13 protein-coding genes are annotated in these 14,616 nt (G+C 70.8%); 3 read left to right on the top strand and 10 right to left on the bottom strand.

The window, feature by feature from the left end; translation table 11 throughout:
- Positions 1 to 98: 98 nt before the first annotated feature.
- From purM to AC1RS9_RS06480, 3 genes are all read right to left on the bottom strand, one after another.
- On the bottom strand, positions 99 to 1,214 hold the full coding sequence (purM, locus tag AC1RS9_RS06490) for a phosphoribosylformylglycinamidine cyclo-ligase (RefSeq protein WP_062258216.1): 1,116 nt from the start codon (positions 1,212 to 1,214) through the stop codon (positions 99 to 101).
- Positions 1,215 to 1,300: 86 nt separating this feature from the next.
- Complete coding sequence (gene purF, locus AC1RS9_RS06485; RefSeq protein WP_006943258.1) at positions 1,301 to 2,923, bottom strand: amidophosphoribosyltransferase; 1,623 nt, start codon at positions 2,921 to 2,923, stop codon at positions 1,301 to 1,303.
- An 81-nt stretch (positions 2,924 to 3,004) separates the two neighbouring features.
- Positions 3,005 to 3,373 carry a hypothetical protein gene (locus AC1RS9_RS06480; RefSeq protein WP_131941640.1) on the bottom strand — a complete coding sequence of 123 codons (369 nt, stop codon included), beginning with the start codon at positions 3,371 to 3,373 and terminating at the stop codon, positions 3,005 to 3,007.
- 121 nt (positions 3,374 to 3,494) lie between these two features.
- Between AC1RS9_RS06480 and AC1RS9_RS06475 the strand changes: the two genes are divergently transcribed.
- Complete coding sequence (locus AC1RS9_RS06475) at positions 3,495 to 5,681, top strand: sunset domain-containing protein (RefSeq protein ID WP_131941642.1); 2,187 nt, start codon at positions 3,495 to 3,497, stop codon at positions 5,679 to 5,681.
- 264 nt (positions 5,682 to 5,945) lie between these two features.
- Here the strand turns inward: AC1RS9_RS06475 and AC1RS9_RS06470 are convergent, their stop codons facing one another.
- Positions 5,946 to 6,314: a sterol carrier family protein gene (locus AC1RS9_RS06470; protein WP_115297148.1), complete on the bottom strand. Its 369-nt coding sequence runs from the start codon at positions 6,312 to 6,314 to the stop codon at positions 5,946 to 5,948.
- Between the two features lie 87 nt (positions 6,315 to 6,401).
- Here AC1RS9_RS06470 and AC1RS9_RS06465 point away from each other — a divergent pair, with 87 nt between their 5' ends.
- A complete protein-coding gene (locus tag AC1RS9_RS06465; protein ID WP_131941644.1) occupies positions 6,402 to 7,262 on the top strand; it encodes a spermidine synthase in 861 nt (286 codons plus the stop codon).
- A gap of 49 nt (positions 7,263 to 7,311) precedes the next feature.
- Positions 7,312 to 8,181, top strand: a complete 870-nt coding sequence (locus tag AC1RS9_RS06460; protein ID WP_131941646.1) for an Fpg/Nei family DNA glycosylase — start codon at positions 7,312 to 7,314, stop codon at positions 8,179 to 8,181.
- Positions 8,182 to 8,398: 217 nt separating this feature from the next.
- Here the strand turns inward: AC1RS9_RS06460 and purL are convergent, their stop codons facing one another.
- The 6 genes from purL to purD form a co-directional block, all read right to left on the bottom strand.
- Complete coding sequence (gene purL / locus AC1RS9_RS06455; RefSeq protein ID WP_235006219.1) at positions 8,399 to 10,744, bottom strand: phosphoribosylformylglycinamidine synthase subunit PurL; 2,346 nt, start codon at positions 10,742 to 10,744, stop codon at positions 8,399 to 8,401.
- A gap of 13 nt (positions 10,745 to 10,757) precedes the next feature.
- On the bottom strand, positions 10,758 to 11,429 hold the full coding sequence (gene purQ / locus AC1RS9_RS06450; RefSeq protein ID WP_006945326.1) for a phosphoribosylformylglycinamidine synthase subunit PurQ: 672 nt from the start codon (positions 11,427 to 11,429) through the stop codon (positions 10,758 to 10,760).
- Entirely contained in the window at positions 11,426 to 11,683 is a 258-nt protein-coding gene (gene purS, locus AC1RS9_RS06445) for a phosphoribosylformylglycinamidine synthase subunit PurS (RefSeq protein WP_038569404.1), read from the bottom strand. Before purS ends, purQ begins: the two co-directional genes overlap by 4 nt.
- Before the next feature lie 124 nt (positions 11,684 to 11,807).
- On the bottom strand, positions 11,808 to 12,287 hold the full coding sequence (locus tag AC1RS9_RS06440; protein WP_074040251.1) for a DUF429 domain-containing protein: 480 nt from the start codon (positions 12,285 to 12,287) through the stop codon (positions 11,808 to 11,810).
- Positions 12,284 to 13,177, bottom strand: coding sequence for a phosphoribosylaminoimidazolesuccinocarboxamide synthase (locus tag AC1RS9_RS06435; protein WP_074040250.1), 894 nt, complete (start codon positions 13,175 to 13,177; stop codon positions 12,284 to 12,286). The genes AC1RS9_RS06440 and AC1RS9_RS06435 overlap by 4 nt, the downstream gene beginning before the upstream one ends.
- Positions 13,174 to 14,475 carry a phosphoribosylamine--glycine ligase gene (purD, locus tag AC1RS9_RS06430; protein WP_074040249.1) on the bottom strand — a complete coding sequence of 434 codons (1,302 nt, stop codon included), beginning with the start codon at positions 14,473 to 14,475 and terminating at the stop codon, positions 13,174 to 13,176. The genes AC1RS9_RS06435 and purD overlap by 4 nt, the downstream gene beginning before the upstream one ends.
- Positions 14,476 to 14,616 lie beyond the last annotated feature (141 nt).

Raw genomic sequence — 14,616 nt, 5'->3', positions numbered from 1 at the left:
CGAGAGCCTCCATCCCATCGGGACGGAGGCTCTCGTCGTGCTGACTTCTGCGTGGGCCGCCGCCGAGCTCGAGGGGCTCGAGCGCCCGTGCTCACGCGTCAGGCGTAGCTGCCCACGATCTGGCAGGCGCCGGCGTCGACGCCCTTGGCGCCGGAGATGATCTCTGCCTCTGCGGCGTCGAGGTTCTCGGTGCGTGCGATATCGCCCATGCGCCATGCGGGCAGGTCGAGTTCGGCGCACACCTCGATGGCCGTCGCGGCCTGCTCGGCGGGCAGCACGGCGACGAAGCCGACGCCCATGTTGAGGGTGCGTTCGATGTCGTCCTGGGGCACGTTGCCGACGCGCTGGGTGACGTCGAAGACGGCCGGCGGCGTCCACGTCGAACGCTCGATGCGCGCGCCCATGCCCTTGGGCAGGACGCGGGCGACGTTCGCCGCCAGGCCCCCGCCTGTGACGTGGGACAGTGCGTGGATGTCGACGCCGTCGGTGCGGATGAGGCGCAGCAGGTCAGCAGCGTAGACCCGCGTCGGTTCGAGCAGCTCCTCCCCCAGCGTGCGACCGAACTCCTCGACGTGCTTGTCGTAGCCCCACCCGGCGCTCGCGTAGACCTTGCGCACGAGCGAGTAGCCGTTGCTGTGCAGGCCGCTCGCGGCGAGGCCGAGGACGACGTCACCTTCGCGCACCGACTCGGGAAGGATGAGATCGGCCTTGTCGACGACGCCCGTCGCGGCGCCCGCGACGTCGTACTCGTCCGCGGCGAGCAGGCCCGGGTGCTCGGCCGTCTCCCCACCGATGAGGGCGACGTTCGCCTGACGGCACGCGGCGGCGATGCCCTTGACGATGGCCGCGATGCGCTCGGGCACGACCTTGCCGGTCGCGATGTAGTCGGTCATGTAGAGCGGCTCCGCGCCGCACACGACGATGTCGTCGACGACCATGCCGACGAGGTCGAACCCGATCGTGTCGTGCGTGTCGAGCGCCTGCGCGATCGCGACCTTCGTGCCGACGCCGTCCGTCGACGTCGCGAGGATCGGGTGCTCCATGCGCGCGAGGACGGAGGCGTCGAACAGCCCCGCGAACCCGCCGAGGCCGCCGAGCACCTCGGGGCGCTGGGCCTGCTTGACGGAGGCCTTCATCAGTTCGACGGCCTTGTCGCCGGCCTCGACGTCGACGCCGGCGCCTGCGTAGGTGATGGGTTCGTTGTGCTGGGTCATCGTCGTCCTTCGAGGTGCGAGGTCACGGTGCGGGCGCGGCGCCGCCGTCAGGGCTGCGGCGGCGCGGGAGGATCGAGAGGCGTCGGTCAGTTCGACGTGTGCCGACGGGCCGGGCTGACGGCGGCGCCCCCGGCGGGCGAGACGCCGTCGGGGTTGGTGCGGGCGAGGTCGATCGACTCGTCCTGGCCGAGGTCGGCCGTGCCGACCGTCGTCGGATCGACGCCGCCGAACTCGACAGGCAGCTGCAGCTCGAGCAGGCCCTTGCCGAGGCGATCCTCAGCGGGCAGCTCGACGGGGTAACGGCCCGTGAAGCAGGCGGTGCACAGGTTCTCGCGGGGCTGCCCGGTGGCGGCGATCATGCCGTCCTCGCTGATGTAACCGAGCGAGTCGGCACCGAGAGACGTCGCGATCTCGTCGACGACGAGGCCGTTGGCGATGAGTTCGGCGCGCGTCGCGAAATCGATGCCGTAGAAGCACGGCCAGCGCACGGGCGGGCTCGAGATGCGCACGTGCACCTCGGCCGCGCCGGCCTCGCGCAGCATCCGCACGAGGGCGCGCTGGGTGTTGCCGCGCACGATCGAGTCGTCGATGACGACGAGGCGCTTGCCCTTGATGACGGGCTTGAGCGGATTGAGCTTGAGGCGGATGCCGAGCTGGCGGATCGTCTGGCTCGGCGCGATGAACGTCCGCCCGACGTAGGCGTTCTTCACCAGGCCCATGCCGTACGGAATCCCGGACTCCTCGGCGTACCCGATCGCGGCGGGCGTCCCGGATTCCGGCGTCGGCATGACCATGTCAGCGTCGACGGGGAACTCACGCGCGAGCTGACGGCCCATCTCGACGCGGCTCTCGTAGACCTCGCGGCCGGCGATCGTCGTGTCGGGACGGGCGAGGTAGACGTACTCGAAGACGCAGCCCTTCGGCTCGGGCTCGGCGAACGTCGTCGAGCGCAGACCGTCCGCGTCGATGGCGATCATCTCGCCCGGCGCGACCTCGCGCACGTAGCTGGCGCCGACGATGTCGAGCGCCGCCGTCTCGCTCGCCACGACCCAACCGCGCTCCAGGCGGCCGATGACGAGCGGGCGGATGCCCTGCGGGTCACGCGCGGCGTAGAGCGTGTTCTCGTCCATGAAGACGAAGCAGAACGCCCCCCGCAGGTGAGGCAGCAGGGCGAGGGCCGTCTTCTCGAGGCTCGTGTCGAACTGAGCGCCGAGCAGCGCCGTCACGAGCGCGGTGTCGGTGGTGTTGCCGCGACGCAGCTCGCCGAGCGTGTTGCCGAGCTCGCCGTGGATCTCCTCGAGCTTCTCGCGCAGCTCGGCGGAGTTGATGAGGTTGCCGTTGTGCGCGAGCGCCACCGTGCCCGCCTCGGTGTCACCGAGCGTCGGCTGCGCGTTCTCCCAGGTGGAACCACCCGTCGTCGAGTACCGGCAGTGGCCGATCGCGAGGTGGCCGCGCAGGGAGGCGAGGCTCGTCTCGTCGAACACCTGGGAGACGAGGCCCATGTCCTTGTAGACGAGCAGGCTCTTGCCGTCGCTCGTCGCGATACCTGCCGACTCCTGGCCGCGGTGCTGCAGCGCGTACAGGCCGTAGTAGGTGAGTTTCGCGACCTCTTCACCCGGCGCCCAGACCCCGAAGACGCCACATGCGTCCTGGGGGCCCTTCTCGCCGGGAAGGATGTCGTGTGAGAGTTTGCCGTCGCCGCGTGCCACAGACATCAGTCTTTCACGACCTGAGCCGCAGCGTGCATCGTGCGAGCAGCCGGGCGCCGGGGCGCAGGACGCGTACGGGCGTCAGGAACGACGGTCGGCGACGACGAAGGCGAGGCCGCCGAGCAGCGTGCCGAGGGCACCGAACAGGACGACGAGATAACCGGTCGATGACGACGCCGTGTAGTTGCCGCCGTCACCGCCGTCGAGGGAGACGAAGAGGCCCGCGAGGGCTCCGATGACGGCGCCCGTCAGCAGGAACGGCATGACGCGGGGCGCACGACGCACGCGAGCGAGGGGCAGGCCGTCGCGGTTCATGGCCGGACGTTCGTCAGCGCGCGCCTCGTCATGGGCCGGGCGTGGCGCCTCGGACGCCCGGCGGGCGTCGTCACGGGTGTCGTGGCGGCTCTCGTCGCGCTCGGCGGTTTCGGTGCGGGGTTCAGGCGTGCTCACCCCACCACGGTAGCAACGCCCGCGGGCGCATCACGACGCGGTAAATCCCGGCCCGGCGCAAGTGACTCGGCGGTAGGGTGGCCACAGAAATGTGTGCTCGTACGACTGATGGGACGCGACCGTGAAGTGGTTCATCCTCGAAAACGTCATCCTGCTGTTGGCTCTGATCGCCTACCTGCTCATGCGCGACCCGAAGAAGGGCGCGCCGAAGCGCCCGGGTTCGGTCGGCATCCACGGAGTGAACGGCAAGAACAAGATCGGCCGTGACGACTCCGTCGACGAGAGCGTCGAGACGCCTGACGCGAAGGCCGCGGCCACCTCCGAACTCGAGGAGAAGCCTGCGAAGGGTGCCGCGAAGACGGCCGACGAGGTGAAGACCGGCGCACCGAAGAACGAGACGGCCAAGCAGCAGCCGGCCGCCCAGGACGCGCCCGCGAAGGCGGAGGCTCCCGCGCCGAAGAACGCGCCGTCCAACGGCCAGAAGGCTGCCGCGGCCGGTGCTGCGGCGTCTGCCGGTGGCGCTGCGTCGGCAGCGGCCGACGACTGGGATGCCGCCCCGGCTCCTGCTCCTGAGACGCCCGCCGCGCCCGCCGCATCGAGTGGTGACGACTGGGATGCCCCCGCTCCGGCTCTCGACGCGACCGCTGCCCCGGCCGCGCCGGCTCAGGCTGCGCCCGCCGCGCCCGCCGCATCTGGCGGCGACGACTGGGACGCCCCCGCCCCCGCTCTGGACGACTCCGCCCCTGCCGCCGCTGCGCCTGCCGCGTCCGGTGGTGACGACTGGGACGCTGCTCCCCCGGTTCTCGATGACGCGGCGGCTGCCGCACCGCAGCAGACCCCGGAAGCCGTCCAGACACCGCAGGCCACGCCTGCGACCTCCGGTGGTGACGACTGGGACGCCCCGCCGCCCGCACTCGACGACTCGGCTCCGGCCGCGCAGCCGCAACAGACACCCGAAGCCACCCAGGCACCGCAAGCCGCACCCGCCGCCTCCGGTGGCGACGACTGGGACGCTGCTCCCCCGGCTCTCGACGACTCCGCTCCCGCCCCCGTTGCGCAGCCGCAGGCAGCTGCCCCGGCAAGCGATCCGGCCCAGGCCGAGACCCCCGCGCCGGCCCAGGACACGGCGACGAGCCAACCTGCCGCGGCCCCGACACCCGCACCGGCGTCGTCGGGTGGCGATGACTGGGGAACGGAGCCGCTGCCGCTCGACCAGCTCGACTCGCTCGCCCCGGCAGCGCCCGCAGCGACGGACGAGAAGGCTGCCCCTGCGGCCGCGTCCACCGCTGCTGACTCGACCCCGAGCACCCCGGCTGCTCCCGAAGCTGACGGCGAGAAGGCCGCTGCCGAAGCAGCATCCACCCCGGCGGCGGACTCGACGTCGACTCACGGCGCATCGACGAGCACGAACGACACGACGACTGACGCCGCCACCCGCCCGTCCGAACAGGCCGCTGACACCACCGACCACGGCACGTCCGGTGCTGCGGTTGCGGCCGGTGTCGCGGGAGGGGCGGCCGCCGCTGCCGCGATGGCGTCGGGCCGCTCGTCGGACGACACGGCGACCGTCGCGTCGGACCGTTCCGCGGAAGCCGACTCGACCGCGACGCAGACTCAGTCCAAGCACGCGGGCTCGGGAGCGCAGGACGCCACCATGTCGGCACCCGCCACGACCCCTGCTGCGCCGAAGCCCTCGGGCGGCGACGACTGGGGCACCGAGCCGCTTCCGCTGGACCAGCTTGACCAGTTCGCTCCGGCGACGACCGACGCGGCCGCAGCGCCTGCGGAGTCGGCCGGTGTCGGTGTGAGCGAGCCCGTCGCCGACCCGTCCACGTCGACGACCGGCGCTGCGTCGAACGCCGCCACGACGACGGTGGCACAGCCGTCGGCGTCCGAGGATGCCGCGAGCGCCTCGCAGACGGCGGTCGAGGCCGACGGACGCACCGACGACGCCGCTCAGCCACTGCAGGACTTCACGTCCGACGAGCTGGCTCACGACACGGCTTCATCGAGCGAGTCGGGGCAGTCGCCGCAGGGCGCCGGTTCGCCGTTGCAGGCTGCTCCCACGGCGGCTGAGGTCTCGGCTGCCGAGGTGGCTGACGGTCCGTTCGGTCCTGGCTCGGCCGAACCCAACGAGGACGGTTCGGCGCCGTCGCCGGCGTACACGATCAAGGGCAACGCGGACACGATGCTGTTCCACACGCCCGACAGCCCGAGCTACGAGCAGACCGAGGCCGAGGTGTGGTTCACGAGCGTGGACGCCGCCAAGGCCGCGATGTTCCGCCACTGGGACCCCGCCCAGCGCTGATCGACTCGGCTCCTGACGATGGCCGCTCACCTCGAAGGTGGGCGGCCATCGCCGTCCTCGGCCGCCTGACCGAGCCCTTCGGCACCCTCCGCGCGTCCGCACACGCTCCCGATGGCGAGTAGCTCACACGTCGGCAGGTAACTGCCCGCCGACCTGTGAGTTACCCGCCATCCTCCAGGCTCCGTTTTGTCTCCCGGGCGGGCGGGGCCCCGGCCACCTCCGCGGCCGGCGCTGCTGGCCGGCCCGGCAACGTTGCGAGTCCCGTCAGGCTGGGACGAGCGGCAGTTGGGCCGAGACGTCGGCGCGCTGCCCCGACGTGCGTAGGCGCCCCTCGGCGCGGGCGGCGTCCCACGTCAGGCGGCCGGTGGCGAGTTCGAGCCAGGTGACGGCGTCGGTCTCGATGACGTTCGGGGGCGTGCCGCGCGTGTGGACCGGGCCCTCGATGCACTGGACGGCGCCGAACGGCGGCACGCGCACCTCGACGGTGCGGCCGGGCACCTGGATACCGAGCTCTTCGAGCGTGTAGCGCACGGCGAGGGCGGTGGTGGGTCGTGCCGTGTCAGCGGGGTTCGCGGCCCAGTCGAGGACGGCGGCGCGACCCGCTTCTGGCGCGATGCGGCGACGAGGTGGCATGCGCCCCATCCTAGGGGCGTCCCCCTTCCGCGATTCTCGTTCCCATCGGCGATCTTCGTCCACATTCGCACCGCCTACATTGGTCGCATGGCTCGCCGACGCATCCCCACGACTGCCCCTGAGACCGCCGCCGGCGACCCCTTCGAGTTCATCACCGACGAGCGCGGCGGTGTCACCGTCATGCGCGACGGGCACCCACAGTCGCACGTCCACCCGGACGATCCGACGCTGCTGGAGTTCGAGTACGTCCAGCACTTCGCGCTCGTGCTCGACGCGCTGACGCCGCCCGCGCCGTCCCTGCTCGGCGTCACGCACGTCGGCGGCGCAGGGCTGACGCTGGCACGCTACGTCGAGGCGACCCGCCCCGGTTCGCCGCAGATCGTCCTCGAGCCCGACGTCCGCCTCACCGACGCCGTCCGTCGCGAACTGCCGCTGCCCCGCGCGCATCGCATCCGGGTACGGCCGGCTGACGGCGCCTCGGGCGTCGTAGCTCTCAAGGACGACTCGGCCGACGTCATCGTCCTCGACGCATTCGCCGACGGACGCGTGCCGGCCGAGCTCGTCAGCCCGACGTTCGCGGCCGACGTCGCGCGTGTGCTCAAGCCGGGTGGCGTGTTCATCGCCAATCTCGCCGACGAGCCAGGGTTCGCGTGGACCTCACGCGCCGCCGCGACGTTCACCGCCGTGCTGCCACACGCCGTCATCGTCGGGGCGCACGAGGTGCTCAAGGGCAAGCGCTTCGGCAACGTCGTGCTGACCGCGTCGGCCGATGCCAGCGCCCTCGACCTCGACGCCGTCACCCGCGCCGCCGCTCGTGCGCCCCTGCCGACGGGCGTCCGGCGCGCCGCCGAGCTGGCACGGATGTTGCGGGCGGCCGCCCCTTTCACCGACAACGACGCGGCACGCTCCCCCGTCCCGCCGCAGCTCGGTGCGTGGCGAGTGCGCTGACGCTGCGAGCGTGACACGATCGGCTGCACCGCCACGACGAAGGAGAACGATGCCCGAGGGCCACGTCACGCACCGCATCGCGGGGATGATGAACGACAACTTCGCTGGGCGAATCATCAAATCGTCCTCTCCCCAGGGCCGATTCGCCGAAAGCTCAGCGCGCATCGACGGCCGTGCCTTCGATCACGCCGAGGCCTACGGCAAGCACATGCTCGTCGCGTTCGAAGGGCTCGACGAGCGCGTCAACATCCACCTCGGTCTGCTCGGAAAGTTCTTCTGGACGTACGGTGTCGAGCCCGGCGAGGCGCCGATCACCGGCGCCATCCGGTGGCGTCTCGGAGCATCGTCCGACGACGGTGATGCGCGCGGCAGTGTGGTCATGGATCTGCGTGGCCCCAACGTCTGCGCGCTCAAGACGCCGGACGAGGTGGCGGCGATCGTCGGCAAGCTCGGGCCCGACCCGTTGCGCGTGGACGCCGACCCTGACGTCGCGTGGGTGCGGATCCGCCGCACGTCGACGCCGATCGCTGCGCTGCTCATGGACCAGAAGGTGTTCAACGGCGTCGGCAACATCTACCGAGCCGAGGTGCTCTTCCGCCACGGCCTCGACCCGAAGATGCCGGGGAAGTTCTTGCGCCGCACCGAGTTCGACGCGATCTGGGCGGACCTCATCGCGCTCATGCCGCTCGGGGTACGCGACGGCCGCATCGACACCGTCCGCGACGAACACTCGCCCGAGACCATGGGGCGTGATCCGCGCGTCGACAAGCACGGCGGCGAGGTCTACGTCTATCGACGCGCGGGGCAACCGTGCCTCGTCTGCGGCACGCCCGTGGCACACGAGGAGTTCGCGGGCCGCAACCTGTTCTGGTGCCCGCGCTGCCAGCCGCGTCACCGCCGTCGCACGCCCAACCCGTGAGGGCCGCAATCCCGCATGGCAGAGCTTCGGACCCCGACTCGCCGGTTGAGAGCCGCAATCTGGCATGGCAGAGTTTCAGCCCCAATCCGAGCAGCCGAGCCGAGATGGGGCACACGCCTGGACCCGCACCTCGTGAACACGTCGAGAGGCCCATTCCTGGTTCCAGGAATGGGCCTCTCGAACGAGCGCGCACCAACCGTCAGCGATGCGCAGGCCGTCAGCCGAAGATCTTTCGCAGCGGCACCTGGTGCGTCTCGGAGAGCTCGGCGACCGGGATCGAGAACAGGTCGCCGACGGCGAGCGCGCCGCCACCCGTCTCGCCGATCTTCGCTGCGGCTACACCGGCCTTCGACGCGAGCGCCTCGAACGCCTCGACGTGCTCCGGTGCCACCGCGACGAGGGCGCGACCGGCCGACTCGGAGAACAGCGACACGAACGCGTTGTCGGTGAACGACACCGACGCACCGACACCATGACGCATGACGCCTTCAGCCAACGCGACCGCGAGACCGCCGGACGACAGGTCGTGAGCCGCGGCGAGCAGGCCGTCACGGGCACCGTCGATGAGCACCGACGCGAGCGCCTTCTCGTTCTCGAGGTGCACCATCGGCGGCAGGCCCCCGAGGTGGCTGTGCACGACGCCGGCCCATTCGGAGCCGTCGAGCTCGTCCCGCGTCTCGCCGAGCACGTAGAGCGCGAGGCCCGCATCCTTCCACGCCGACGGCGTGCGCTTGCTGACGTCGTCGAGCACGCCGAGGACGGCGACGACGGGCGTCGGGTGGATCGCGACGTCACCCGTCTGGTTGTAGAACGACACGTTGCCGCCCGTCACGGGAGTGCCGAACGCGCGGCACGCCTCGATGATGCCGTCGACGGCCTGGCTGAACTGCCACATGACGCCCGCGTCCTCGGGCGAGCCGAAGTTGAGGCAGTCGGAGACGGCGAGCGGCGTCGCGCCGGCGGCCGCGACGTTGCGGTACGCCTCCGCGACGGCGTGCTGCGCGCCGATGAACGGGTCGAGCTTCGCGAAACGGCCGTTGCAGTCCGTCGAGAGCGCGACGCCGAGCCCGGTGCCCTCGTCGACGCGCACGACGCCGGCGTCGTCAGGCATGGCGAGCGCCGTGTTGCCCATGACGTAGCGGTCGTACTGGTCGGTGATCCACGACTTGTCGGCGATGTTCGGCGAACCCAGCACCTGCAGCAGCTGCGCGCGCAGCTCGTGGCCCGACGCCGGTCGGCGCAGCAGCGACGACACGTCGTCCTGCATCGCGTCGAGGTACTCGGGTCGCGCGAGCGGGCGCTCGTAGACCGGCCCGTCGTGCGCGACGGAGCGCGGCGGCACGTCGACGACGACGTCGCCATGCCAGGTGATGACGAGGTTCTCACCGTCGGTGACCTCGCCGAGGACGACGGCCTCGACGTCCCACTTCTCGGCGATCGCCATGAACGCGTCGAGCTTGTCCGGCGCGACGACGGCCATCATGCGCTCCTGCGACTCGGACATGAGGATCTCCTCGGCCCGCAGCGAGCTGTCGCGCAGCGGGACGCGGTCGAGTTCGATGTGCATGCCGCCGTCACCGGCGGAGGCGAGTTCGGATGTCGCGCAGGACAATCCGGCGCCCCCGAGATCCTGGATGCCCTCGACGACGCCCGCGGCGTACAGGTCGAGGCAGCACTCGATGAGCACCTTCTCGGCGAAGGGGTCGCCGACCTGGACGGCGGGTCGCTTCGTGGGCCCTTCGGAGTCGAACGTCTCGGAGGCGAGCACGGAGACACCGCCGATGCCGTCGCCACCCGTCTTGGCGCCGAACAGCACGACCTTGTTGCCCTGGCCTGCGGCCTTGGCGAGGTGCAGATCCTCGTGGCGCAGCTTGCCGACGCACAGCGCGTTGACGAGCGGGTTGCCCTGATAGCAGTCGTCGAACACGACCTCGCCACCGATGTTCGGCAGGCCGAGGCAGTTGCCGTAGCCGCCGATGCCGGCGACGACGCCGGGCAGGACGCGCGCGGTGTCGGGGTGGTCGAGCGCGCCGAAGCGCAGCGGATCCATGACGGCGATCGGGCGCGCACCCATCGCCATGATGTCGCGCACGATGCCGCCGACGCCGGTCGCGGCGCCCTGGTAGGGCTCGATGTAGCTCGGGTGGTTGTGGCTCTCGACCTTGAAGGTGACGGCCCAGCCCTGACCGATGTCGATGACGCCGGCGTTCTCGCCGATGCCGGCGAGCTGCTTGCCGCGCGGCGTCTCGCTCGGCAGGTCGCCGAAGCGGCGCAGGTGCGTCTTCGACGACTTGTACGAGCAGTGCTCGCTCCACATGACGGAGTACATCGCGAGTTCGGCGCTCGTCGGGCGACGCCCGAGGATCTCGCGGATGCGCGCGTACTCGTCGTCCTTGAGGCCGAGTTCGGCCCACGGCTGCTCGACGTCGGGCGTCGCCTCGGCCTTGCTCACCGTGTCGAGACCGTCCGTCTTCGGCGCGGCGATGATCTGGCTTTCGGCGCTGAAGCCCTCTTCGGCAGCGGCGAGCTGGCCCGGCTCCGGGCTCGTGTTCATCTCAGTCATCAGTGCTGTCTCCTCAGACGCTCGCGAGCGCCGTGATGGCGGACGTGAAGAAGGCGAGCCCGTCGGTCGAGGGGCCGAAGCCCTCCTCGACGCAGTGCTCGGGGTGCGGCATGAGGCCGACGACGTTGCCGCGTTCGTTCGTGACGCCGGCGATGTCGCGGTACGAGCCGTTCGGGTTGCCCTGCAGGTAGCGGAAGACGACCTGGCCCTCGCCCTCGAGGCGGTCGAGCGTCGCGTCATCTGCGACGAAGCAGCCCTCCCCGTTCTTCAGCGCGATGGTGATCTCCTGATCGGCCGTGAAAGCGTTCGTCCACGCGGTGGAGGTGTTCTCGACACGCAGCACCTGGTCCTTGCACAGGAACTTCTGGTGGTCGTTGCGGATGAGCGCGCCGGGCAACAGATGCGATTCGCACAGGATCTGGAAGCCGTTGCAGATGCCGAGCACGGGCATGCCGCCCTGCGCTGCAGGGATCAGCTCGTCCATGACAGGCGCGAACCGCGCGATGGCGCCGCAGCGCAGGTAGTCGCCGTAGCTGAAACCGCCAGGCACGACGACGGCGTCGACGCCCTTGAGGTCGGCGTCACCGTGCCACAGGTCGACGGGGTCTCCCCCGGCGAGGCGGACGGCGCGCTTCGCGTCGTGATCGTCGAGCGAACCGGGGAAGGTGATGACGCCGATCTTCACTGCTCGTCCTTCAGGTCGTGCACGCTGACGACGTCCTCGATCACGGGGTTGCTCAGCAGCTTGTCGGCCGCCTCACGCGCCGCGGCGAGGTGCGCGTCCGTCACATCACCGTCGACGGCGAGGACGAAACGCTTGCCCTGACGCACGTCGGTGAACTGCTCGAAACCGAGGCGCGGCAGCGCACCGGCGACGGCCTGACCCTGCGGGTCGAGGATCTCGGACTTCAGCATGACGTCGACGACGACGTGGCCCATGGGTTCTCCCTGTGAGAGGCGGTGTGTCCAGCACCCTGAGTCTAGGCGGCGCCACCGACAACGCCCCATTCCCGCTCACGTCGTGCGCAGCGGCAGGTGGATCCAGCCCTCTTGACGGGCCGCGTCACGGTGCGCACACGTGGGCGATGCGATCGGCCGAGACACTGAGCGGCCTGACGGCCGGCCGTGCCGGATCAGCGCTCGAGCCGTGGCGCTTCGTCACCTCGATGACGTCGAGATCCGTCGCCCGATAGACCAAGCGCTGGCGCTCGTCCGGCGTCGCGTAGGACGCTTCCCGCACCTCGGACCCTCCCGGTTCCCCACTACCCTGATCACCCACGAGTTCGACGAACTCCTGAGGCCAGCCGAACGGGCAGTCGACGCCGATCTTGGCGTCACTGCGATCGAGGAGGCTGACGAGCACCGCGTCGCTGACGCACTCACGACCCTCGCCCCAGACGTCGACGATCCTCGCGCGGTCCCCCTCCCAAGCCAACTCCACCGCAGCGGTGTTGACCGGGGCGGCAGCCAGGTCGACACCGATACTGATGCCGTGGGCCGGTCGCTGAACCTCGGGCTCGCCCGCCGCCCTGCGACCCGTCACGCGAACGTGCGGCCCGTCAGTGCTTCGTAGGCCTCGATGTACTTGGCGCGCGTGGCGGCGACGATGTCGTCGGACAATGCCGGCGGCTGCTCGCCCGACGACTTGTCCCAACCAGAGGCCGGGGACGTCAGCCAGTCGCGCACGAACTGCTTGTCGTACGAATCCTGTGCGCGCCCCGGCTGCCACGACGCGGCCGGCCAGAAGCGGGACGAGTCGGGCGTCAGCAGCTCGTCGGCGAGCACGAGCGTGCCGTCGGCACGCACGCCGAACTCGACCTTCGTGTCGGCGATGAGGATGCCCCGCTCGGCGGCGATCTCGTTGCCACGCGCGAGGATTCGCACGGTGAGGTCGCGGATCTCATCCGCGCGCTCCCGCCCGACGAGCACGACGGCCTCGTCGAACGTCATCGACTCGTCGTGATCCCCGATCTCGGCCTTCGACGTCGGCGTGAAGATCGGCGTCTCGAGCTTGGAGGCATCGACCAAGCCGTCCGGCAGGGCCACCCCACACACCGCACCCGTGGCGCGGTACTCGGCGAGCCCGCCACCCGTCAGGTACGCGCGGGCGATGGCTTCGAGCGGCACCATGTCGAGCCGTTCGACGAGCACCGCACGGCCCGCGACGGCGTCGGGCACGTCCGTCGAGACGACGTGGTTGGGCACGAGGTCTGCCATCTGCTCGAACCACCACAGCGACAGCTGCGTCAGCACCTTGCCCTTGTCGGGGATGGGTGTCGAGAGGATGAAGTCGAACGCCGAGATGCGGTCGCTCGCGACGAGCAGCACCTGGTCGTCGCGAGCCTTGCCGTCCGCGTCGAGCGGCGCGTACAGGTCGCGCACCTTGCCGGAGTAGACGTGCGCGTACCCAGGAAGGTCGAGTGTCTCGCTCATGCCTGCTCTCCTTCGACGGTGATCTCACCCTTGAGTGCCTTGAGCGCGATGTCGGTGCGGTGATGACTGCCGGGCAACCTGATGCGCTCGACGCCCGCGTACGTCACCTCACGGGCGGCGGCGAGATCCGCACCCCGTCCGACGACCGACAGCACACGCCCACCGGACGAGACGATTCCGCCGTCGCTGCCCAGCTTCGTCCCCGCATGCAGGACGTACGCACCGTCACCCGCCGCGGTGCCGTCACCGTTCACCTCGTCGAGGCCGTCGATGCGCACACCCGTCACCGGCTTCGCGGGGTAACCCTCGCTCGCGACGACGACGGTGACGGCGGCGTCATCGCTCCATTCGAGCGGCCCGAAGTCAGCGAGCTCACCCCGTGCGGCAGCGCGCAGCAGACCGCCGAGCGGCGTGCGCAGACGCGCGAGGACGACCTGCGTCTCCGGGTCGCCGAAGCGCGCGTTGAACTCGACGACCTTCGGACCCTTCGACGTCAGCGCCAGCCCGACGTACAGCACGCCCGCGAACGGCGTGCCGCGGCGCGCCATCTCGTCGATCGTCGGCTGCGCGACTCGCTTCACGACATCGTCGACGAGCCCCACCGGCGCCCAGTCGAGCGGCGAGTACGCGCCCATGCCACCGGTGTTCGGGCCCGCATCGTCATCATGGGCGCGCTTGAAATCCTGCGCCGGCTCGAGCGGAACGACCGTCGCACCGTCGCTGATGCAGAACAGCGACACCTCGGGGCCGTCGAGAAATTCTTCGATGACGAGGCTCGACCCGGCGTCGAGACAGGCCCGGGCGTGCGCGAGCGCCTCGTGGCGGTCGTTCGTCACGACGACACCCTTGCCGGCCGCGAGCCCGTCGTCCTTGACGACGTACGGGGCGCCGGTCGCATCGAGGGCCGCGGCGACCTGCGTCATGTTCGTGCACGCGTGCGCGCCGGCGGTCGGGACGCCGGCGGCCGCCATGACGTCCTTGGCGAACGCTTTCGACCCCTCGAGTCGGGCGGCTTCGGCCGACGGGCCGAACGTGTCGATTCCGGCTGCGCACACCGCGTCCGCCACCCCGGCGACGAGCGGCGCCTCGGGCCCGATGACGACGAGGTCGGCCCTGATCTCCTGCGCCAGTTCGGCGACGGCGTCACCGTCGAGGATGTCGACGTCACGCACCTGGGCGTCGGCGGCCATGCCTGGATTTCCGGGGGCGGCGACGATGATGTCGACCTGCGGATCCGCTGCGAGACCCTTGACGATGGCGTGCTCGCGCGCGCCCGTTCCGACGACCAAAGCCTTCATGGCCGCAACCCTACCGGCGAGGAGGCGGCGCGCGCGGCCCCGGGAACCCAGGGGGAGGAAATGCTCCCGGGGCGGCGCGCACCTGGCGCGAAGTGGGTCGAACCATCGGGGGTAGGTGGTGACACGCTCCTTCGCGCACCG

Source organism: Dermacoccus sp. MPR-E5, from assembly GCF_058809565.1.
This window is presented reverse-complemented; position numbering and strand designations above follow the sequence as displayed.

Bases quoted from the DNA above. Each gene is read 5' to 3' on its own strand.
- purM (WP_062258216.1), bottom strand. From the start codon at position 1,214: ATGACCCAGCACAACGAACCCATCACCTACGCAGGCGCCGGCGTCGAC.
- AC1RS9_RS06470 (WP_115297148.1), bottom strand. From the start codon at position 6,314: ATGCCACCTCGTCGCCGCATCGCGCCAGAAGCGGGTCGCGCCGCCGTC.
- AC1RS9_RS06465 (WP_131941644.1), top strand. From the start codon at position 6,402: ATGGCTCGCCGACGCATCCCCACGACTGCCCCTGAGACCGCCGCCGGC.
- AC1RS9_RS06460 (WP_131941646.1), top strand. From the start codon at position 7,312: ATGCCCGAGGGCCACGTCACGCACCGCATCGCGGGGATGATGAACGAC.
- purL (WP_235006219.1), bottom strand. From the start codon at position 10,744: ATGACTGAGATGAACACGAGCCCGGAGCCGGGCCAGCTCGCCGCTGCC.
- purS (WP_038569404.1), bottom strand. From the start codon at position 11,683: ATGGGCCACGTCGTCGTCGACGTCATGCTGAAGTCCGAGATCCTCGAC.
- AC1RS9_RS06435 (WP_074040250.1), bottom strand. From the start codon at position 13,177: ATGAGCGAGACACTCGACCTTCCTGGGTACGCGCACGTCTACTCCGGC.
- purD (WP_074040249.1), bottom strand. From the start codon at position 14,475: ATGAAGGCTTTGGTCGTCGGAACGGGCGCGCGCGAGCACGCCATCGTC.